Raw genomic sequence first — 19,578 nt, forward strand, 5'->3', positions numbered from 1 at the left:
TCTCACATGAAACTAGATACGAAACTTGCTCTGTTCCGCTGGAGCCAGAGGCTGAAGAAATTCAACTACTGGCTGGCGGCGAACGTCATATTCGGCGTTCTGTGGCTGTTGCGGCGCCTACCCGCCAAGGCAGCCATGGATTTCACCGACTCTGCAGCACGCAAGATCGGCCCTCTCATGGGGCGCCACCGCGTGGCCATGAACAACCTGCGCAAGGCCTATCCGGAAAAATCCGAGGAAGAATTGCAGGAGATTGCCCGCGATATGTGGGGCAGCATGGCCCGGCTGACAGCCGAATACGTCTTCCTCGATGCCATCTTCGACTACGATCCTCATAGCGACAAGACCGGCCTTATTGAGGTCCAGGGCCGCGAGATATTCGAGCGCCTGCTTGACGAGAAGGATCGCCCGCACATCTTCTTCACGGGCCACACGGGCAATTTCGAACTTCTGCCGATCTGCGCGGCAACATTCGACCTGAACGTAACGGCTCTCTTCCGCCCCCCGAACAACCCTTTCGTGGCGAAGAGAATTCTGGGTGCACGTCGCACAAATATGGGTCACCTCGTTCCGTCAAAAGCCGGCGCTGCCTGGTCGCTTGCTACCGTGCTCAACGACAACGGTAATGTCGGGATGCTGGTCGATCAGAAATTCCGTCGCGGCATTCCGTCGACCTTCTTCAACCGTCCGTGCAAGACCAACCCGCTTCTGGCGAAGCTGGCTCGGCAATATGATTGCGACGTCTATCCGGCCCGCTGCGTCCGCCTGCCGGGTGGCCGGTTCCGGCTGGAGCTGGAGGAAAAAATGGTCCTACCGCGCGACGAGAAGGGCGCAGTTGATCTCGCCGCAACTGTGCAGGCGCTGAACGACAAGGTTGAATCCTGGGTGCGCGAATATCCCGGCCAATGGATGTGGTTCCACAAGCGCTGGAACTAGACCCCTTATCTCAATAGTAATTCATCACCGCGTGTTTGGCTTCGGCAAAGAACAGCCAGCGTTCGACGAAAACGCCAATCAGATGCGACAGTATGCCGACGCCAAGGACGACGTGCGCGGCCAATCCGCCTCCGATTGCCATGCTCAATAGAAGCGCCAGAATGGGTAAAATCGCGCCGCAACCAAAGGCGATCACCCAAAGCTTTGCAGCGTGTTTGCGGGCGATGCGAAAGCCCATTTCACGGGTTAGATAGTTATCAAGCGCATGTGGCCGTTCGAACAGCCGCACTTTGCCGATCGTCCCAAGACCAGTCGCACTTTCAGGCGACGAGAGCGGCACCAGCTTGGCAGCGCGATTTCGCCAGATCATCTTGGCAACAAGCGCCAGAAGTACAAACAGCAGCGCAAGCAACTCCACCACCAACGGGTCGCCACCCGCAATTCCGCTTGCGAGCAGAAATCCCCCTGCGAGCGAAAACAACAGGAAACACAACGGTGTCAGTTTCGTGTGCCAGCTGTCGACGGTCTTGAGCGACGCATAGATCATCGATGTGCAATAGACCGTCACCAGGGACCCAAGGACGGTTATGAGACCGAGAACCGTATCGTGCCTGTTGGTGAAAATCGCAAGGACTGCGCTCAGGGTGAGCGGCACGAATGTGGCAATCGCCATCACACCCTCACGCGACAACCAGCTGGAGCGCCATTGGGTCAATGCCCGCCATGCGCGTTGAGGATTGCCCAGGTGCAGGAGCGACGACAGAAGCCCGATCCCGATCAGCATCAACGATGCAAGATAGGCGATCTTGGTTGAGAGCAATGAAGGATCGAAAAAACCAAGCCCAAGCACTACGGCAAGACCGTAGCCAAGACCCGACAGAGCGGTGAAGACAATAATCGAAGTGGCTGGGTGCATTGACTAAATCCGGTCCAGCGTCTTGTCGAGCCAGGCGAAGAATCCGCGCGCGCCCTCAGTGTTCTCGGCAAGCGGCACGATCGGAGCGCTGTCACTTAGGGGTTTACGCGGACGGGGCGGCAGATACTTGTTCGTCGGCCGCGTTTCCTGTTCTGGCATAAGGTCGAAACCACCTCGTTCCGCCACCATGATTGAGACGTCCGAAGCCGGATCGCCAAGATCGCCAAAATGCCGGGCATTGGCCGGACACGTCCTGACACAAGACGGCACGCGATCCTCTTGCTTGAGGGTTTCGTTATAGATGCGGTCGACACACAAGGTGCATTTCTTCATGATGCCGGCCGCAAGATCCATCTCGCGCGCGCCATAGGCACAAGACCAGGCACAGAGCCCGCAACCAATACACTTGTCCTCATCGACAAGAACGATACCGTCTTCGGCGCGCTTGTAAGAAGCGCCAGTCGGGCAGACGGTTACGCACGGCGCGTCCTCGCAGTGCAGACAGGATTTGGGGAAATGCACAATGCGTGCATCACCGGCTTCGCCGATGATCTCGCCGCCTTCCGGAACAACCTCGAAACTGTGAATGCGGTTAAGAAACGTCCCGGACACGTCCTGTCCGTAAGGGTGCTGGTCCGATAGCGCATTGCCATAGCCGCCAGTGTTCCATTCCTTGCAACTGATCACGCAGGCATGGCAACCTACACAAACATCGAGATCGATGACCAAGCCAAGTTTTTTCGCCGTGCGGTTTTGCGGCAGGCTGGTCATTTGCTTGTCCACTCCTGTCCAAAGCGTAGTTCATCTGCAGGAAGTTTCTGGCTGCCGGGCCGTTTGATCACTCCGAAATGCGGTTCGCTGATCTCGGCCCCGGGATCCGCCTTTTCGATGCGCACGCGAAGGTCGTACCAGGCGGCCTGCCCGGTGATCGGATCGGAATTCGACCAGCGCATGCCATCAGCACGCGGCGGCAGCAGCTCGTGAATGAGATGGTTGAGAAGGAACCCTTTCGTGGCTTCCGGAGCATTGGGGTCGAGCGCCCAGGCCCCTTTGCGCTTGCCGATGGCATTCCACGTCCAAATGGTATGCCCGTTCACCGCGTCGGTCCGGGCAATCTCGCACTTGATACGGCCGTGATGGGACGAGACCCATGCCCAATCCCCGTCTCTCAAGCCCAACTCATCGCAGATCTTTCCAGGAACATAAAGCGGATTCCTCGTGTGGATCTGCCGAAGCCACGCATTTTGCGAGCCCCAGGAGTGATACATAGCCATCGGCCGCTGCGTGATCGCATGATAGGGATATTCCGTAGTATCGACACCCTGTTCCTCAAATGGCCTGTACCAGTCAGGCAGGGGGTCGAAACAGTCGAGCAGTCTTTGCCTATACTGTTCTGGAGCGACAGGCTGCCGGACACCCAGTGCTGAGAGGCGGAATTTCTGCAACGTCTCGACGTAGAGCTGAATCGTAACTGGCTGTGGCGCGTCGAAGAAGCCCATATCGATAGCGAACTGCTGGTAGGCGGCGTTGTGATGCTTGAAATATAGTGCCTCGTCCGGAATGTGGTTCATCCAGAAGGCACCGTTATCGACATAGTTTTTCAGTTGATCCGCATTCGGGGTACCGCGACCCGCATCCTGCGCATCCGCGCCGCGCCATCCGGATAGCGGGCCGATGCCCGGCTTACGCTGGTGATTGACGATATAATCGGCATAGTCCTTGTAAAGCGCGCTGCCTTCCTTGTCGACGAAACCGGGAAGCTTAAGTCGTGCGCCTAGATCGATCAGGACCGACTGGAAACCGCGAACATCCCGGTCCGGCTCAAGGACTGGCCAACGAATGGCGTCGCACGCCGCTTCCGGCTCGGATATCGGGCGGTCGAGCAGCGAAATGCAATCATGCCGCTCGAGATAGGTCGTGTCCGGCAACACGAGATCAGCATAGGCGACCATCTCGGATGAGTAGGCATCCGAGTAGATGATCTTGGGAATCTTGTACTCGCCGGTCGCCTCGTCGCGCTCCTCCAGCATCTTGATCGTGCCGCGCGTGTTCATTGACGAGTTCCACGCCATGTTTGCCATGTAGAGGAACAGCACGTCGACCGGATAGGGATCGCCGGCATTGGCATTCGCGATGACCATGTGCATCATGCCATGTGCGGAGAGCGGCGCCTCCCAGGAGAACGCCTTGTCGATGCGCTGCGGCTTGCCGTCGCCATCGACCAGCAAATCTTCAGGCCCAAGCGGATAGCCCAGATGCGGTCCCGCCAGTGGCTGTCCCGGTGTGACATGCTCGGCTCTGCCATGCGGCCGCGGATGCGCGGTCGCGGGTTTCGGGTATGGTGGTTTGTAACGATAGCCGCCCGGACAATCGATGGAACCGATGATTGTCTGCAGCACATGCAGTGCTCGTGCCGACTGAAAACCGTTTGAGTGGGCCGAGATGCCGCGCATAGCGTGAAAGCTCACGGGCCGGCCGATCATCACCTCGTGCTGCTCGCCTTTCATGTCGGTCCAGGGTTGTTCGACTACGATCGCTTCTTCGAATGCAACGCGGGCGATTTCCGAAGCCAGTCCGCGGATGGTGGCCACTGGAATCCCGGTTTCAGCTGCGACATTTTCCGGGGCATATTTCGGATCGAGATATTTCTCTGCCATCAGCCGCAGGACGCTGCGGACCTTCCGCCTATCGCCAGTGACAAAATCGGCATTGAGATCGGCAGTGTGATCAGGTTCGTCAAATCGCACCAGCGCTCCCGTCTTGCGATCGCGCACCAATGCCTTGCCGAGGTCATCGCGAAGGAAGAGGCCGTGGTCCTCCTTGCCTTCGTCGTCGATGACCAGCCAGGGCGCATTGGTATAGCGCTGCAGGTAGTCGAGATCGATCTTTCCGGTGCGAAAGAGCTCGTGAATGATCGCAAGGATCAGCAAACCGTCAGTGCCGGGCCTGATTCCGATCCAGTTGTCAGCGATCGCCGAGTAGCCGGTGCGTACGGGATTGACCGAAACAAATCGCGCTCCACGCTTCTTCAACTTGGAGATGCCGATCTTGATCGGATTGGAGTCGTGATCCTCCGCAACACCGAATAATACGAACAGCTTCGTCTTGTCCCAGTCCGGTGCGCCAAACTCCCAGAATGCGCCGCCAATCGTGTAGATACCGGCCGCAGCCATGTTGACGGAACAGAAGCCGCCATGCGCCGCATAGTTCGGCGTACCGAAATTTTGCGCCCAGAAGCTGGTCAGCGCCTGACTTTGATCTCTCCCTGTGAAAAATGCCAGCTTCTGCGGTGCGGTTTCACGCACGGGTTGCAGCCAGTCGACTGCCAGCGACAAGGCCTCATCCCAGCTGATCTCCTTGAATTCACCTGAGCCACGCGGCCCTGTCCGCAGGAGTGGCGCCCGCAATCGCGCTGGTGAATAGTGCTGCATGATTCCGGCTGAACCCTTCGCACACAGCACGCCCTTGTTGATTGGATGGTCACGATTCCCTTCGATGTAGCGAACCTTGCCGTCCTTCAGATGGACATCGATACCGCAACGGCAAGCGCACATGTAGCAGGTGGTCTTGCGGACTTCATCACCAACCGGCTCCGACAGGGCAAGGTGTGGTTCTGAATTCATTCTCGATGGGCCCCGCAGATTGTTCTTTCAGAATTGTTTTATAAGAACAATTCCAAACCGCCAAACACACAAGCGACATGTCACCAGGAAAACGCCATGGCCGACAGGCAAGAAGTTGCCTCTTGCCAAATCACGATCAGGCCTGATTTGATGGGCAAATGGATGAAAAACTCTCCCGCGCCATTGAGAAGCGACGTGATGATCTGATCGCGTTGACGCGCGAACTCATCCGCTTTCCGACCATCAATCCGCCCGGCGAAGCCTATACACCCTGCGCCGAATACCTCGCGCATCGGTTGCAAAAGATTGGATTTGAAACCCAGCTGATTCGCGGCGAAGGTACGCCCGGCGATACCGACCGCTACCCGCGAACGAATGTCGTCGCGCGTTTCGACGGTCGCAGGCATGGCCAGACGGTGCATTTCAATTCACATATCGATGTGGTGGACACAGGAGAAGGCTGGACGGTCGATCCGTTCGAAGGTGTCGTCAAGGATGGCAAGATCTATGGCCGCGGCGCCTGCGACATGAAGGGCGGGCTCGCGGCCTCGATCATTGCTGCCGAAGCATTTCTCGAGGTATACCCCGATTTTACCGGGGCCATTGAGATTTCCGGAACGGTCGATGAGGAATCGGGCGGATTCGGCGGCGTCGCATACCTTGCCAGCAAGGGATTTTTCTCCAAGCCACGCGTTGATCACGTCATCATCCCCGAACCGCTCAACAAGGACCGCATCTGTCTTGGCCATCGTGGTGTCTGGTGGGCGGAGATCGAAACCAAGGGCGAGATCGCCCACGGCTCGATGCCTTTCCTCGGCGATTGCGCCGTGCGCCACATGGGTGCGGTGCTCGACGCTTTTGAGAAGGAACTCTTCCCATTGCTCGACCGTAAACAGACACGCATGCCCGTGGTTCCCGAGGGTGCGCGCCGGTCGACGATGAACATCAATTCGATCCATGGCGGTCAGACCGACGATTATTCTGGACTGCCCTCACCCAACGTGCCGGATTCCTGCCGTTTGACCATCGATCGCCGCTTCCTGCTTGAGGAAGACGTCACCGAAGTAAAACGTGAAGTCACTTCGATTCTCGACCGGCTGCAATGGGAGCGGCCGAAGTTCCACTACAACATTCGCGACATCATGGAAGTGCAGCCGCTGATGACCGAGCGCGATGCGCCCGTCGTCACCGCCGTTGCCCAAGGTATCCGCTCCGTCTTCGGCAGGGAGCCCGAATATGTGATCTCGCCTGGCTCATATGACCAGAAGCATATAGCGCGCATCGGCCTGCTGCATGATTGCATTGCATATGGTCCGGGCATTCTCGACCTCGCGCACCGGCCAGACGAATATGTCGGTATTGAAGACATGATCGAATCGGCCAAGGTCATGGCGCTCGGATTAAAAGTGTTGCTCTCTGGTTCGATCTGAGCGGCAAGATTTGGGGAGATGTTGAATGATGAAAATCTGGAAGTCGGCCCTCGTAGCTGGTGCAATCGCGCTGCTCTCATCCACTGCTTCCTACGCTGCAAAGACAGACCTCGTGCTCGGTATCGTGCTCGAGCCGCCGCATCTTGATCCAACGGCGGGAGCAGCGGCGGCTATCGACGAAATCGTCTATGCCAATATCTTCGAAGGGTTGACCCGGATCGGATCGAAAGGCGAAGTTCTCCCTGCACTCGCCGAGAGCTGGACATTGTCCGATGACGGCAAGATCTACACATTCAAGCTGCACAAGGATGTAAAATTCCACGACGGCACGGCCTTCGATGCCGAGGATGTCAAGTTTTCGCTGGATCGCGCCCGCGGCGAAAAATCCACCAACGCGCAAAAGGGCCTGTTCGCGGCCATCGATACAGTGGATGTGGTTGATCCGACGACGGTCAAAATCACCCTGAAGCAGCCGAACGGCGATTTTCTCTACAATATGGGCTGGGGTGATGCGGTAATCGTCGCGCCCGAGAGTGCCGAAACCAACAAGGAAAAGCCGATCGGCACAGGACCGTTCGAGTTCGATACCTGGGCGAAGGGCTCACAGATCGTGATCTCAAAGAATCCTGGCTACTGGGGCACACCCGCTGTGCTCGACAAGGCAACGTTCCGTGTTATTCCCGACCCGGCAGCCGCAACCGCGGCACTCATGGCGGGGGACGTGCAAGCCTTTCCCGTGTTTCCGAGCTACGAAACCATTGCCCAGGTTCAGGCCGACCCGCGCTTCAAGGTCGTCATAGGCACAACCGAAGGCGAAACCGTTCTCGGCATGAACAATAAAAAACCGCCCTTCGACAATCTGAAGGTACGCCAAGCCGTTGCCCGCGCCATCGATCGAAAGGCGCTGATCGACGGTGCGATGTTCGGACTTGGAACGCCGATCGGTTCGTTCTTTCCGCCGCATCATCCGGCCTATCTCGATCTGACCTCGGAAACAGCCTACGACCCGGAAACGTCGAAGAAGCTTCTGGCTGACGCTGGCCAGGCCGCCGGCTTCAAGACCACATTGAAACTGCCCCCACCGGTCTATGCTCGGCGCGGCGGCGAAATCATCGCGGCAGAGCTGCGGGAGATCGGCATCGAAGCGGAGATCATTCCGCTGGAGTGGGCACAATGGCTCGAGCAGGTGTTCAAGGGCAAGGACTACGACATGACGATCGTATCCCATACCGAGCCCAACGATCTCAACATCTTTGCCCGTGACGATTACTACTTCAACTATGACAATCCGGCGTTCAAGGACTTGATCAAGCAGATCGAAGCAACGTCTGATGCCGAAAAGCGCACGGAACTCTACCAGCAGGCGCAGAAGTTGTTGGCAACGGATGTGCCGGCCGCCTTCCTGTTCCAATTGCCGAAGACCGGTATATGGGACGCGAAGATCGAGGGCCTCTGGGAAAACGGCCCAATCCAGGCCAATGATCTGACGGCGGTAAAGTGGACAGATTGATGGAACGGTTCAGCACGGGCGGTCAATGCTGAACTACGCGTCAAAGCGTATTCTGATCGGCATCGTCACACTGCTGGCGGCATCCATTGTTGTCTTCGCCGTCCTCGAAGTCGTGCCGGGCGATCCGGCGCGGCTGATGCTGGGCATGAATGCCACCGAAGACGCGGTCCGGACGCTGCAGGAGCAGATGGGACTCAATCAGCCGCTGATTGCGCGCTATTTCAACTGGCTCGGAGGCCTTCTGACCGGCGATCTGGGCCGGTCATATACATACTCGGTCCCAGTCATAAGCCTGATCACAGAACGGGTTGCAGTGTCCTTGCCGCTCGCTCTGATCTCGCTGGTTCTATCCACTGTCATCGCCATTCCAGTTGGCCTGTTTTCGGCTGCCCGGCGCGGGTCGTTTTCCGATACCGCGACGATGGGAGTGGCCCAGATAGGCGTCGCCATACCGAACTTCTGGTTCGCCCTCCTCCTCGTCTACGTCTTTGCGGTAACGCTCCGGCTCGTCCCCGCAGGAGGATTCCCCGGCTGGAACGCCGGTGTCTGGCTTGGTCTGAAGTCGCTGATCCTGCCTTCCATCGCCCTTGCATTACCGCAAGCCGCCATCCTCGCACGCGTCACACGCTCCGCCCTGCTGGACGTCCTTGGCGAGGATTATATCCGCACAGCCCGCGCCAAGGGCCTCACGCGTCGCAAGGTGCTCTACGGCCACGCCTTGCGTAATGCCCTCATTCCGGTCCTTACCATCCTCGGCCTGCAATTTGCCTTCCTCCTCGCCGGCACAATCATCATCGAGAATGTGTTTTATCTCCCTGGCCTTGGCCGGCTTGTGTTTCAGGCGATCACCCAGCGCGACCTGATCGTCGTCGAAGGCGTTGTCATGGTACTTGTCGCTACGGTCATTCTGGTCAACCTACTGGTCGACCTTTCCTATGCCATCGTTGACCCCCGTTTGCGGAGCCGCTCATGATTAGAGCCACCGCGTGGCGGGGAAATCTCTTGAAAGCGCTTGCCAACAGATCATTCCTGATTGGCCTGATCATCACGATTTTTCTTGCACTGATGGCGGCACTTTCCTTCTTCTGGACACCCTATGCGGTTGGCACCTTTGACATCGTCGGCAAATTGAAACCGTCATCGGCAGCGCACTGGCTCGGAACCGATCACTTTGGCCGGGATATTCTCTCCATGATCATGGTTGGCAGCCGCAATTCCATCGCGGTCGCCTTCGTCTCCGTCGTGATAGGCGCAGGCATCGGCGTGCCACTCGGTCTTTGGGCTGCAGCGCGCGGCGGCGTCATTGACGAAGTTCTGATGCGCTTCAACGATCTGGTCTTCGCGTTCCCTGCCCTGCTCTCGGCTGTGATGATCACCGCCGTCTTCGGACCTGGCGCCATCAACGCCATCATCGCGATTGGCATATTCAATATCCCGGTCTTCGCCCGTGTCGCCCGGGGCGCAGCTTTGTCGCTCTGGCCGCGCGAATATGTTCTTGCCGCCCGCGCGTCTGGCAAAGGAGCCGGACGCATTACCGCCGAGCATATCCTGCCCAACATGATGAACCTCCTTGTCGTGCAGAGCACCATCCAGTTCTCGCTCGGTATTCTTGCCGAAGCTGGGCTTTCCTACGTCGGGCTCGGCTCGCAGCCGCCAATGCCAAGCTGGGGGCGAATGTTGTTCGAAGCCCAGACGATGATCAGCATGGCGCCGCATATGGCGCTTTTTCCCGGTCTCGCCATCGTGATCACCGTCCTTGGCCTCAACCTGCTAGGCGATGGCCTGCGCGATGTTCTTGACCCGAAGCTGCGGCGGGAGCGTTGATGGCTCTGCTTGAAATCAAGAACCTGTCGTTGAAGATCGGCGCCTTTCAGGCGTTGAAGGGTGTCGACCTCACTATCAATCCGGGAGAAGTCCGCGCATTGGTCGGCGAATCCGGTTCCGGCAAGTCGATGACCGCACTCAGCATCATGAAATTGCTGCCGAGCGGCGCTACGGCTAAAGGACAAATCCATTTCAACGGCAAGGATATTCTGGCCGCAAGCGAAGCCGAGATGTGCCGGCTGCGCGGGGACGACATCGGCATGGTATTTCAGGAGCCGATGACCGCCCTTAATCCAGTGAAAACCATTGGAGAACAGGTCGCGGAAGGCATCCGGCTTCATACTGGAGCAGGCCGCGCCGTGGCCGAGGAGCGCACGCGCATCATTCTTGATCGAGTCGGCCTGCCATCGTCAAAATTTCCACTCAGCCGTTATCCGCACGAACTCTCCGGTGGGCAGCGCCAGCGCGTCGTGATTGCCATTGCCTGCGCGCTGAAACCCAAATTGTTGATTGCTGATGAGCCCACGACAGCACTCGATGTTGTCCTGCAGGCACAAATTCTCGATCTGCTACAAAGCCTCGTCGACGAGGAAAGAATGGGACTCCTGCTCATCAGCCACGATTTGGCGGTGGTGGCCGATACGGCTGACTCGATCACCATTCTCCGCCATGGCGAGGTGATGGATAATGGAGAGACCACACAAATCCTCACAGAACAGACACATCCCTATACACGCCAGTTGGCTCAAGCTTCGATGCACGTTCCCGAGCGGATACATCGCCCGCATCCTCAGTTCGAGGGGCCTCTGCTCTCGGTGCGCAATCTTGAGCGCAGCTATCGCGGCAATCGCGCCGGCTTGTTCGCCCGGAGCGAAGATACAAGAGCAGTTGATGATGTCAGCTTCGATCTTCAACCCGGACAATCAATGGCATTGGTTGGTCGGTCTGGCTGCGGTAAATCCACCCTTGCCCGCATGGTGCTGGCTCTGGACCAGCCAACCAGTGGCGAAATCCTGTTCGCAAGTCAGCGCATCGACCATCTGAAAGAAGCCGCCCTGCGGCCCATCCGCCAGAACATGCAGGTAGTTTTTCAGGATCCGTATGGTTCGTTCAATCCGCGCCACAAGGCAGAACGCCTTGTCTCTGAGCCGCTCTACCTTCTCGATCGCCCACTATCCACTGCCGAAAAGCGCGAGCGTGTAGACACATCGCTGGAGCGGGTGGGCATCTCTCCGAAAGACAGAGATAAGTACCCACATGAATTCTCCGGTGGCCAACGCCAGCGCCTTGCGATCGCCCGCGCCATCATCACCGAGCCGAAGCTGATCGTGGCCGACGAGCCTGTTTCGGCGCTCGACGTGTCGATCCGCGCGCAGGTTCTCGACCTCTTCGCCGATCTCAACGGGAGGCTCGGTATCGCCTATCTGTTTATCACCCATGATCTCGCTGTCGCCAGGGCAATTACCGATACGGTCATGGTGATGTCTGACGGAAAGATCGTCGAGCGCGGTCGAACGGAGGACGTCCTCCGCTACCCCCAGTCCGACGCCGGACGCGCGCTCGTCGACGCATCACCCGATCTGCACAAGGCTCTCGCCCGACGTATAGGCGAGCAGGGCTAGAACAGCAGACCGACAACGAAGAGCAAGAAGATGAAGGCAGTGAATGTCGCAGTCGCGACGCTGAAGATATCCAGCGCATCCTCGATGTTTTCGGCCCCGGCATCGCGCCGTCCGGCGCCATTCAGCATAGGCTCGTTGGCGATGACGCCGCCATAGACGCGTGGCCCTGCCAGTGCCACTTCTATGGCCCCAGCCATCGCGGCCTCCGGCCATCCCGCATTGGGCGAGCGGTGCAGACGCGCATCGCGCATCATCACATTGAACGATCGGAGCGCCGCATCGTAACCATGCAAGATCCAGGCAGCCGCAGAAATCAGCAGGCCCGTCAGCCGTGCCGGTATCCAATTCGCCAGATCATCGAGCTTTGCGGCAAAGCGTCCGAAGTCGCGGTGGCGATCATTCATATGTCCGATCATCGAATCTGCAGTGTTCAGCATTTTGTACGTCAGAAGCCCGGGTAGACCGAACAGCGCGTACCAGAATGCCGGTGCGATAATGCCATCGGACGTATTCTCCGCGAGGCTTTCGATTGCCGCGCGGCTGACTGCAGCGTCATCGAGGACTTCGGGATCGCGGCCGACGATCATTGATACAGCCTTACGGGCGCCAACGATTCCCTCTTCGCGCAACGCGACTGCGACGCGCGTAACGTGATCGCCGAGACTCTTCTGCGCCAGAAACACAGCAACGATCAGCGCTTCAATGAGTTCGCCGAATGGCGAAATGGTCTGTAGCGCCAGATGGACAAAAAAGCCGACTACGGCAGCCATCCCAAGCAGGCTCAGCATGGTCACAACGCCATTGCGCCGTCGTTCATAGTCGGAGTTTGCCGACTTGTTGAATCGCTTGTCTGCAAAGTCGATCGCCTTGCCGAAAACGACGACAGGATGCGGAATCTTCGCCCACAACCAGTCGGGATCACCGAAATATCGATCGGCGAGCATGGCAAGAAACAGAATCAAGAGGTTGATTTCCATGAACGATTCGATCCCGTTGTATCAAGGTATCAACTTGATACTGCATCCAAAGCAATAATAAAATCTTGGCGCAGTCGGCGCGCCGCATCTTCATCCAATGGCAGACCCAAACGCAACCATTGTGGCTCATAACTGAACTTTCGGGTGAGAACGTGTCGCTTGCAAAGCTCGTCGTGGAGCATGTGCGCTTGGCAGTGCTTCACCAGCGAAAACAGCATCGTTCCACCAGTTTCTACAAGCCCAGCGTCTGAGAGCGCGTCCGCAAGCAACGTGCGGCGAGCTTTCAGTCGCTCCATATATGCCGACAATGTCTCACTATTCGAAAACGCATGTGTCGCAATGGCCAATGCAGGGCCAGATACCGCCCAGGCGCCCAGGCGCAAAGCGAGTGCCTGCGAGACGGCGGGCGTCGATAACGCAAAGCCAAGACGCATGCCCCCGAGGCCGAAGAACTTGCCGAAGGATTTGAGAACGATCAGTCCCTTGATGCCTGCTTGGGCGGCAACGCTCGTCTCTGGATGCGGATCGGCAAATGCCTCATCGACGATGAGAAACCCGCCCCTGCGGTCCATCCGCTCCGCCAGACCAAGCAACGTGTCTTTGGCAACAATGCGTCCATCCGGATTGTTCGGGTTTACGATCACCATAACCTTTGCTGACCCGGGAATTTCATCAAGTCTCCGGCAATTCGAGACCATCCAACTCGCCTGCAGGAATGAACTCTCGTGCTCCTGGTAGGTCGGGCCAAGGACCGCGACTTCGCCCTTGGCAACCAGATTGGGCAATATCTGGATGAGCGCCTGCGTTCCTGGCGCGGCAACGATCCCCGCATCACGCGCCGCACCGTAGTAGTCCCTCGCTGCATGCAGCGCCGAAGACAGCACTTTCTCACCCGGCAGGCGATTCCAGATTCCGGGGCCTATAAACGGCAAAGGAAACACTTCCGGATTGATCCCGGTCGAGAGGTCGATCCAGTCGCCAATCTCGCCGCCATATTGGTCAATAGCGCGGTCGAGCGCGCCTCCATGTTCAATCTGCATCATCCTGCCAAATCTATTACATGCATGTACGAACCGCAGACTGATCCGACCCGCAGACCGGCCTCGCCCAAATCCTCGCCCAGCGCATCCCTGACCCGAAAGAGTTTCGCGGCGTTACCTTCGCGAACAATACTCGCATAATGGAATTCATGTGCGGTCAGTGGCCGATTGAAGGGCGACGCTTCAAGCGGTTCAATTACGCGATAACCAAGATGCAGCTTGCGTTTCGCGAAGCTGGTTTCCAGAGGTAAGAGCCCGAGCATTCTATGCGTGTTTTCCGCAGCGTCTTCGATGCTCTCGCCAAGCACCATATATCCACCACACTCACCATAAACGAGAGCGCCTCTGGCGGCAGCCTGCTTTATGCCCTCGGCAAAATGCGTGGCTCGGGCAAGCTGCTCACCGTGCAGTTCTGGATAGCCTCCAGGAAGATATATGGCGTCGCTGCCCTCCGCTGGTGCCTCATCGGCAAGCGGCGAAAAGAAGCTGATCTCTGCACCGCGCCGCCGCCAGCCATCGAGCAGATGCAGATAAGAGAAAGCGAAAGCATTGTCGCGGGCGACCGCAATGCGCTGGCCGAGCGGCGGGACGCGTGAAATATTGGCCATGGACTCGCTCGAACCGTAGCGGCCAGCGATTTGCTGGATCCGTTTCAGATCGATTCGTTCACCTATGACCGAGCCGGCGTAGGTTACGAAGTTGTCGAGATCGGCATGCTCGCCGGCCTGCACGAGACCAAGGTGCCGTTCCGGCAGTCGCAACCTTTCATCGCGCGGCAATGAGCCCAGCACGGGTATGCCGACGGGCTCGAGCGCCGATCGCAGCATTGCTTCGTGACGTGCGCTGCCTACCCGGTTGAGGATGAGGCCGGCAATCATCACATTGCGGCGAAAATCACGAAAGCCGCTGACGACGGCGGCAATAGAATGCGATTGGCGGGCGCAATCCAGGACAAGAATGACCGGCAGGGATAGATGCGTCGCCAGATCCGCCGCAGAGCCACGTCCATTCCGCGCGCCATCGAACAAGCCCATCATACCCTCGACAACGAGCATCTTGCCGCCCTCCGTATGACGCGAGGCCAGCGCACTTATTAGGTCTGGCCGCATGGCCCAGGGATCGAGATTGATGCAGGGCACACCGCTCGCTACGGTATGATAGGCGGGATCGATATAATCGGGACCGGCTTTTGCCGGCGCAATCTCAACGCCGAGGTTGCGCAGCGCGCGCAAAAGTCCCAGCGTGACTGTGGTCTTGCCGCTGCCCGAAGCCGGCGCGGCGACAATAAAGCCTTTCATCCCGCGTCCTTTTCCCGGCGCGTTCCGAGCGGGTCTTGCGTCAGCACCCTGCCCTCGATCGCACCGAGCCAGTCGAGTGCAGCGCGCAAACGCACAACTTCTCCGACCACAACGATCGCAGGCGGCCGCAGACCGGACTGCTGAACGTCCGTCTCGGCTTGCTGCAACGTGGTTTCGAGCACTTTCTGTTCGCCAGTCGTCGCATTGCAGACAAAGGCGATCGGTTCATCCTTCGAGCGTCCGGCCGCAATCAACCGCGAAGCAATCAGCCCTATGTGCTTCATTGCCATGTACATGACGATGACCGAGGAACCCTTGGCGATACTGTTCCAGTCCATCTGGTCGGGCACGAGGCCGGTCGCGTCATGTCCTGTGAGAAAGGTCACGCTCTGGTTGGTCTCGCGGTGTGTAACGGGGATGCCGGCATAGGCAAGCCCGCCAATTCCAGCGGTGATACCGGGAACGATTCGAAACGGAACCCCGTGCTCGACCAGCGTCAAAGCCTCCTCGCCGCCACGCCCGAACACGAAAGGGTCACCACCCTTCAGGCGCAGGACACGTTTTCCGGCATGCGCGAGCTCCACCAGCCGGAGTGAGATATCCCGCTGCTGCGGTGATGGTTTGCCACCGCGCTTGCCCGCATATTCGAATACCGCATCCGGTCCGGCAAATGACAGGCAATCCTCATTGACCAGCGCGTCGTAGACGATCACGTCTGCCTGTTCGAGCGCATTGACAGCATGCAGTGTCAAAAGGCCAGGGTCGCCCGGCCCTGCCCCGACAAGCCAAACATGTCCTGCCTCAAATTTTGGCAGTTTTGATTTCATTGCGCCGCCCACCGCTCACTCCTGATTGCTTTGCGCATAGCATAAAATTTCTGATCACAAGCATGAACTTATCGGAAAAATCATGCAACGGGCGCCGAAGCTGAGCTATAAGGTGCGTATGAGTGATGAACCCGACGCAGGATTGCGGAAACCCGATGAGACGAGGACAAGTCCGCTGCGCCGGGGCTGGACAACAGGTGCCTGTGCAACTGCCGCGACAAAGGCGGCGCTGATTGGCCTTATCACCGGCGAGTTCCCCGATCCGGTCGCAATCATCCTGCCCAAGGGCGAAGTTCCGCACTTCCAGTTGGCAATCGAATCGATCGGCGACGGTTATGCCATGGCCGGTATTGTCAAAGATGCCGGTGATGATCCCGATGTCACGCATGGCGCCACCATAATCTCGACCGTATTCCCCGCTCCGCCCGGAAGCGGCATCCAGTTTGTTGCTGGGGAAGGCGTCGGCAAAGTCACCCTGCCTGGTCTGCCCACCCCCCCCGGTGAGGCAGCCATCAATCCTGTACCCCGTGCAATGATGACCAAGATCTGCGAGGAAATCTGCGCGCAATATGACCTTCCAGCAGATTTGGTCATTACGATCTCCGTGCCCGAGGGCGAGGAAATCGCCAGGAAAACTTGGAACCGGCGCCTCGGCATTGTCGGCGGTATTTCGATCTTGGGAACGACCGGCATCGTTCATCCCTTTTCCTGCGCGTCATGGATCCACTCAATTCATCGCGGCATCGACGTGTCGCGCGCGGCAGGTCTGAAGCACGTCCTCGCAGCAACCGGCTCTACGTCCGAAGATGCGGCGCAGGCGATCTATCACCTGCCTGAGATTGCACTGCTCGACATGGGTGATTTTGCCGGCGGGCTTTTGAAATACCTACGCGTCCATCCGATTGACCGGCTGACGATCGCAGGCGGTTTCGCCAAGCTCACCAAATTGGCGCAAGGTGCACTCGATCTTCATTCAGGCCGCAGTCAGGTCAGCATGACGTTTCTTGCCGACGAGGCAGAAAAGCTTGGGTTCAACCCCGACATGAGGGAGCGGATTCTGAATGCCAATACAGCGCAGGAAGTGCTTGAATTGACTCAAAATCTCGGATTCGATCTGGCGCTTCCCATTGCAAAGGGGGCCAGAGAAACGGCACTCGCCACGCTCAGGGGAGCACCGGTCGAAATCGACGTGATTGTGACCGATCGCAAGGGAACCGTGCTTGCCCGTGTCTGAACGCCCCATTCTCATTCTCGGCGGTACAGCGGAGGCAGCTAAACTCGCCGCCCGGCTGGTATCACAGGGCCATCGCGTCATTTCATCGCTGGCCGGACGCACCCGCGAACCGGCAATCCTCGACGGCGAGGTTCGCATCGGCGGGTTCGGTGGCGCAAGGGGCCTTACCGGATACATTGCGCGCGAAAATGTGTCGCTTCTGATCGACGCCACTCATCCGTTCGCAACACAAATATCAGACAACGCCCTCATCGCAGCTGCTTCCACCAAGATTCCCTTCGTGCGTCTGGAGCGCCCGGCATGGCACGCCCGGCCCGGCGACAACTGGACAAGCGTAACCTCCATCGAGGAAGCTGTCTCGGCCATCCCCGCCAGAGCGCGGGTGCTGCTTGCGCTTGGACGGCAGCACATCGCGCCCTTTTCTCGACGCGGCGACGTGCATTTCGTTGTCCGCATGATCGATCCGCCGGAGCAACCGCTCGACCTCGTCGATTTCGAGCTGGAATTGTCGAAGCCGGGCAAAGTCGAGGATGAGGCCGCTTTTCTGGCGAAGAGGCGCCTCACGCATATCGTCTGCCGCAATTCGGGAGGTTCTGCGTCCTACACCAAGATCAAAGCTGCACGCGAACTTGGCCTGCCGGTCATCATCATCGACCGGCCTCACCGTCCCGTCGCACATACCTTGCCGGATATCGAGAGTGTTGGTCAGTTCATCGATAACACGTTGGGCTCATTCCGAGCGTGAGCGCAGTGAGTGGCTGTGATCCTTGTGATACAGCGCTGAATCTCGGAACGCATCTACCGATAGGCCCCGACCCACGAATATCATCGCGGATCGGCTCAGCCCCGATGATCGCACTTTGCCCCCAATATCAGCCAGCGTGCCGTGGACGAACTGCTCATCCGGCCAACCTACACGGTAGGCAACAATGACAGGGCAATCAGCTCCGTAGAGCGGAATGAGCTCGGCTTCGATGCGTGCCAGATTGCGGATCGACAAGTGAATGACCAGCGTCGCGCCTGATTTTCCCAGAGTCGCCAGATCCTCCCCTTCGGGCATGGAAGATGACTTCATGGAGGTGCGCGTCAGAATGATCGTCTGGCAAACCTCTGGAACCGTCAACTCCTTCTTCAGTGCAGCGGCAGCAGCAGCGAATGCCGGGACGCCAGGCGTTACGTCGTAATCGATGCCCAAGGCATCAAGGCGCCGTATCTGCTCTGCGACAGCTCCATAAATCGACGGATCGCCGGAGTGGACTCGCGCCACATCCTTGCCTTCCGTATGCGCGCGTTCAAACTCGGCAACGATCTCATCGAGTGTGAGTGAGGAGGTGTCGATCACCCTTGCACCCGCCGGCACTTCGGCCACCATCTCCGGAGGAACAAGCGACCCGGCATAGAGACAAACTGGACAGGATTGGATCAGCTTCAACCCGCGTACGGTGATAAGGTCAGGCGCGCCGGGACCTGCGCCGATAAAATGAACTGTCATGTCTGTGCCTGTTATCTTTTCACGGCCAATGCCGCAGTCGCGTGAGCGGATTTGGTTTTTCCGACTACCAGTACGCCATCTGGTCTTAAAGCCGCAAGAGCCGCCGATTCTGCCACACCGTGACAACCCACCAATTCAAAAACCCGCTCCGACGGATTAAGCAAATGCGGCGTCTGCTCCTCCAGATCTTCCGCACTGAAACACTCGAATCGCAGGCCAAATTTCGTTGCAACCTGGATGATTGCTGGTTCATTCTGGCGTTGATCGATCGAATAGACACCGGCCAGGTCCATTCCGGCAATTCCGGCCGCGCTCAAGACATCTCGTGTCAGCGCAAACATTTCTTGCGGATCGCATCCGCGCTCGCAACCAAGGCCAAGCGCATAAATCGGTTCGGTCCTCAATGCTTTTTGTGCAGTTCTTCGGGTGTCACGCCCAAGAGCTTCGCTGTCATCCGGATCAGATTAGCTTCTTTGGGATTAAGGTCATTGTCGGCATTGGCAATCACGAGAAGATGACGCAGCAACTGAACCTTGCGATCAAACGGCACATTCCCGAAGGCCAGGGCAGCCTGCTTGCTCGTCGTCTCGTAGCCGAAATCCTTGAGATATTCGGCGACTTCGGCAAACTCGTCTGCCGGAATGCCGAAATCGCTGGCAGCTATCCCCAATATTGCTGCGTATTCTGTCTCGTCCGTTTTTCCATCTGCCAATGCGACGTGCAGCAGAAGCAAGAGCTCAGCTGTCAGTACCGGATCGTCGGCGACTTTTTGCACTGCGCTTTTTGTGCCAAGATAAGCAGCGATCCGATCAAAAATGCTTTCGCTCATTGTACCCCCAACTGTCGTTC

Annotated in this window: 18 protein-coding genes; 8 read left to right on the plus strand and 10 right to left on the minus strand. The window is 58.1% G+C overall.

Features of this window, described 5'->3' with window-relative positions; all coding sequences use genetic code 11:
• Positions 1-6: 6 nt before the first annotated feature.
• Entirely contained in the window at positions 7-936 is a 930-nt protein-coding gene (locus CU102_RS05880; protein WP_106710096.1) for a lipid A biosynthesis lauroyl acyltransferase, read from the plus strand.
• A 10-nt stretch (positions 937-946) separates the two neighbouring features.
• Here the strand turns inward: CU102_RS05880 and CU102_RS05885 are convergent, their stop codons facing one another.
• Genes CU102_RS05885 through CU102_RS05895 form a run of 3 tightly spaced genes read right to left on the minus strand, consistent with a single transcriptional unit; the run spans position 947 to position 5,475 of the window.
• Positions 947-1,852, minus strand: coding sequence for a dimethyl sulfoxide reductase anchor subunit family protein (locus CU102_RS05885; protein WP_106710097.1), 906 nt, complete (start codon positions 1,850-1,852; stop codon positions 947-949).
• Between the two features lie 3 nt (positions 1,853-1,855).
• Positions 1,856-2,623 carry a 4Fe-4S dicluster domain-containing protein gene (locus CU102_RS05890; RefSeq protein WP_106710098.1) on the minus strand — a complete coding sequence of 256 codons (768 nt, stop codon included), beginning with the start codon at positions 2,621-2,623 and terminating at the stop codon, positions 1,856-1,858.
• Positions 2,620-5,475 (minus strand): molybdopterin oxidoreductase family protein, encoded by a 2,856-nt coding sequence (locus tag CU102_RS05895; protein WP_106710099.1) that lies wholly within the window; start codon positions 5,473-5,475, stop codon positions 2,620-2,622. Before CU102_RS05895 ends, CU102_RS05890 begins: the two co-directional genes overlap by 4 nt.
• 158 nt (positions 5,476-5,633) lie before the next feature.
• Here CU102_RS05895 and CU102_RS05900 point away from each other — a divergent pair, with 158 nt between their 5' ends.
• Genes CU102_RS05900 through CU102_RS05920 form a run of 5 tightly spaced genes read left to right on the plus strand, consistent with a single transcriptional unit; the run spans position 5,634 to position 11,861 of the window.
• Positions 5,634-6,905, plus strand: coding sequence for an acetylornithine deacetylase/succinyl-diaminopimelate desuccinylase family protein (locus CU102_RS05900; protein ID WP_106710100.1), 1,272 nt, complete (start codon positions 5,634-5,636; stop codon positions 6,903-6,905).
• 28 nt (positions 6,906-6,933) lie between these two features.
• Positions 6,934-8,415: an ABC transporter substrate-binding protein gene (locus CU102_RS05905; RefSeq protein ID WP_106710325.1), complete on the plus strand. Its 1,482-nt coding sequence runs from the start codon at positions 6,934-6,936 to the stop codon at positions 8,413-8,415.
• Between the two features lie 25 nt (positions 8,416-8,440).
• Positions 8,441-9,388, plus strand: a complete 948-nt coding sequence (locus CU102_RS05910; protein WP_106710101.1) for an ABC transporter permease — start codon at positions 8,441-8,443, stop codon at positions 9,386-9,388.
• Complete coding sequence (locus tag CU102_RS05915) at positions 9,385-10,239, plus strand: ABC transporter permease (protein WP_106710102.1); 855 nt, start codon at positions 9,385-9,387, stop codon at positions 10,237-10,239. Before CU102_RS05910 ends, CU102_RS05915 begins: the two co-directional genes overlap by 4 nt.
• Complete coding sequence (locus CU102_RS05920) at positions 10,239-11,861, plus strand: ABC transporter ATP-binding protein (protein WP_106710103.1); 1,623 nt, start codon at positions 10,239-10,241, stop codon at positions 11,859-11,861. Before CU102_RS05915 ends, CU102_RS05920 begins: the two co-directional genes overlap by 1 nt.
• On the opposite strand, the gene cbiB is transcribed toward CU102_RS05920, so the two are convergent.
• Genes cbiB through cobA form a run of 4 tightly spaced genes read right to left on the minus strand, consistent with a single transcriptional unit; the run spans position 11,858 to position 16,003 of the window.
• Entirely contained in the window at positions 11,858-12,838 is a 981-nt protein-coding gene (gene cbiB, locus CU102_RS05925) for an adenosylcobinamide-phosphate synthase CbiB (RefSeq protein ID WP_106710104.1), read from the minus strand. The genes CU102_RS05920 and cbiB overlap by 4 nt on opposite strands.
• A gap of 29 nt (positions 12,839-12,867) precedes the next feature.
• Entirely contained in the window at positions 12,868-13,878 is a 1,011-nt protein-coding gene (gene cobD, locus CU102_RS05930) for a threonine-phosphate decarboxylase CobD (protein WP_106710326.1), read from the minus strand.
• Positions 13,878-15,176, minus strand: a complete 1,299-nt coding sequence (locus CU102_RS05935) for a cobyrinic acid a,c-diamide synthase CobB (protein WP_106710105.1) — start codon at positions 15,174-15,176, stop codon at positions 13,878-13,880. Before CU102_RS05935 ends, cobD begins: the two co-directional genes overlap by 1 nt.
• Complete coding sequence (gene cobA, locus CU102_RS05940) at positions 15,173-16,003, minus strand: uroporphyrinogen-III C-methyltransferase (RefSeq protein WP_106710106.1); 831 nt, start codon at positions 16,001-16,003, stop codon at positions 15,173-15,175. Before cobA ends, CU102_RS05935 begins: the two co-directional genes overlap by 4 nt.
• A 118-nt stretch (positions 16,004-16,121) precedes the next feature.
• On the opposite strand from cobA, the gene CU102_RS05945 reads away from it, so the two are divergent.
• Together CU102_RS05945 and CU102_RS05950 are read left to right on the plus strand one after the other, a co-directional pair.
• Positions 16,122-17,237, plus strand: a complete 1,116-nt coding sequence (locus CU102_RS05945) for a cobalt-precorrin-5B (C(1))-methyltransferase (RefSeq protein ID WP_106710327.1) — start codon at positions 16,122-16,124, stop codon at positions 17,235-17,237.
• Entirely contained in the window at positions 17,224-17,982 is a 759-nt protein-coding gene (locus CU102_RS05950; protein ID WP_106710107.1) for a cobalt-precorrin-6A reductase, read from the plus strand. Before CU102_RS05945 ends, CU102_RS05950 begins: the two co-directional genes overlap by 14 nt.
• Here CU102_RS05950 and cobM read toward each other — a convergent pair.
• Genes cobM through CU102_RS05965 form a run of 3 tightly spaced genes read right to left on the minus strand, consistent with a single transcriptional unit; the run spans position 17,968 to position 19,558 of the window.
• Positions 17,968-18,729, minus strand: a complete 762-nt coding sequence (gene cobM / locus CU102_RS05955) for a precorrin-4 C(11)-methyltransferase (RefSeq protein WP_106710108.1) — start codon at positions 18,727-18,729, stop codon at positions 17,968-17,970. The genes CU102_RS05950 and cobM overlap by 15 nt on opposite strands.
• Before the next feature lie 11 nt (positions 18,730-18,740).
• Positions 18,741-19,133 (minus strand): cobalamin biosynthesis protein, encoded by a 393-nt coding sequence (locus tag CU102_RS05960; RefSeq protein ID WP_245425226.1) that lies wholly within the window; start codon positions 19,131-19,133, stop codon positions 18,741-18,743.
• The gene (locus CU102_RS05965) at positions 19,130-19,558 is read right to left on the minus strand and encodes a tellurite resistance TerB family protein (protein WP_106710109.1); all 429 of its coding nucleotides are present in this window, start codon (positions 19,556-19,558) and stop codon (positions 19,130-19,132) included. Before CU102_RS05965 ends, CU102_RS05960 begins: the two co-directional genes overlap by 4 nt.
• Positions 19,559-19,578: the final 20 nt, after the last annotated feature.

Source organism: Phyllobacterium brassicacearum (assembly GCF_003010955.1).
In the GTDB taxonomy this organism is placed as follows: Bacteria; Pseudomonadota; Alphaproteobacteria; order Rhizobiales; family Rhizobiaceae; genus Phyllobacterium; species Phyllobacterium brassicacearum.

Coding starts and splice junctions, on each gene's coding strand:
- CU102_RS05895 (WP_106710099.1), bottom strand. CDS start 5,475: ATGAATTCAGAACCACACCTTGCCCTGTCGGAGCCGGTTGGTGATGAA.
- CU102_RS05890 (WP_106710098.1), bottom strand. CDS start 2,623: ATGACCAGCCTGCCGCAAAACCGCACGGCGAAAAAACTTGGCTTGGTC.
- CU102_RS05885 (WP_106710097.1), bottom strand. CDS start 1,852: ATGCACCCAGCCACTTCGATTATTGTCTTCACCGCTCTGTCGGGTCTT.
- cbiB (WP_106710104.1), bottom strand. CDS start 12,838: ATGGAAATCAACCTCTTGATTCTGTTTCTTGCCATGCTCGCCGATCGA.
- cobD (WP_106710326.1), bottom strand. CDS start 13,878: ATGCAGATTGAACATGGAGGCGCGCTCGACCGCGCTATTGACCAATAT.
- CU102_RS05915 (WP_106710102.1), top strand. CDS start 9,385: ATGATTAGAGCCACCGCGTGGCGGGGAAATCTCTTGAAAGCGCTTGCC.
- CU102_RS05880 (WP_106710096.1), top strand. CDS start 7: ATGAAACTAGATACGAAACTTGCTCTGTTCCGCTGGAGCCAGAGGCTG.
- CU102_RS05900 (WP_106710100.1), top strand. CDS start 5,634: ATGGATGAAAAACTCTCCCGCGCCATTGAGAAGCGACGTGATGATCTG.
- CU102_RS05935 (WP_106710105.1), bottom strand. CDS start 15,176: ATGAAAGGCTTTATTGTCGCCGCGCCGGCTTCGGGCAGCGGCAAGACC.
- cobM (WP_106710108.1), bottom strand. CDS start 18,729: ATGACAGTTCATTTTATCGGCGCAGGTCCCGGCGCGCCTGACCTTATC.
- CU102_RS05920 (WP_106710103.1), top strand. CDS start 10,239: ATGGCTCTGCTTGAAATCAAGAACCTGTCGTTGAAGATCGGCGCCTTT.
- CU102_RS05945 (WP_106710327.1), top strand. CDS start 16,122: ATGAGTGATGAACCCGACGCAGGATTGCGGAAACCCGATGAGACGAGG.
- CU102_RS05910 (WP_106710101.1), top strand. CDS start 8,441: ATGCTGAACTACGCGTCAAAGCGTATTCTGATCGGCATCGTCACACTG.
- cobA (WP_106710106.1), bottom strand. CDS start 16,003: ATGAAATCAAAACTGCCAAAATTTGAGGCAGGACATGTTTGGCTTGTC.
- CU102_RS05905 (WP_106710325.1), top strand. CDS start 6,934: ATGAAAATCTGGAAGTCGGCCCTCGTAGCTGGTGCAATCGCGCTGCTC.
- CU102_RS05965 (WP_106710109.1), bottom strand. CDS start 19,558: ATGAGCGAAAGCATTTTTGATCGGATCGCTGCTTATCTTGGCACAAAA.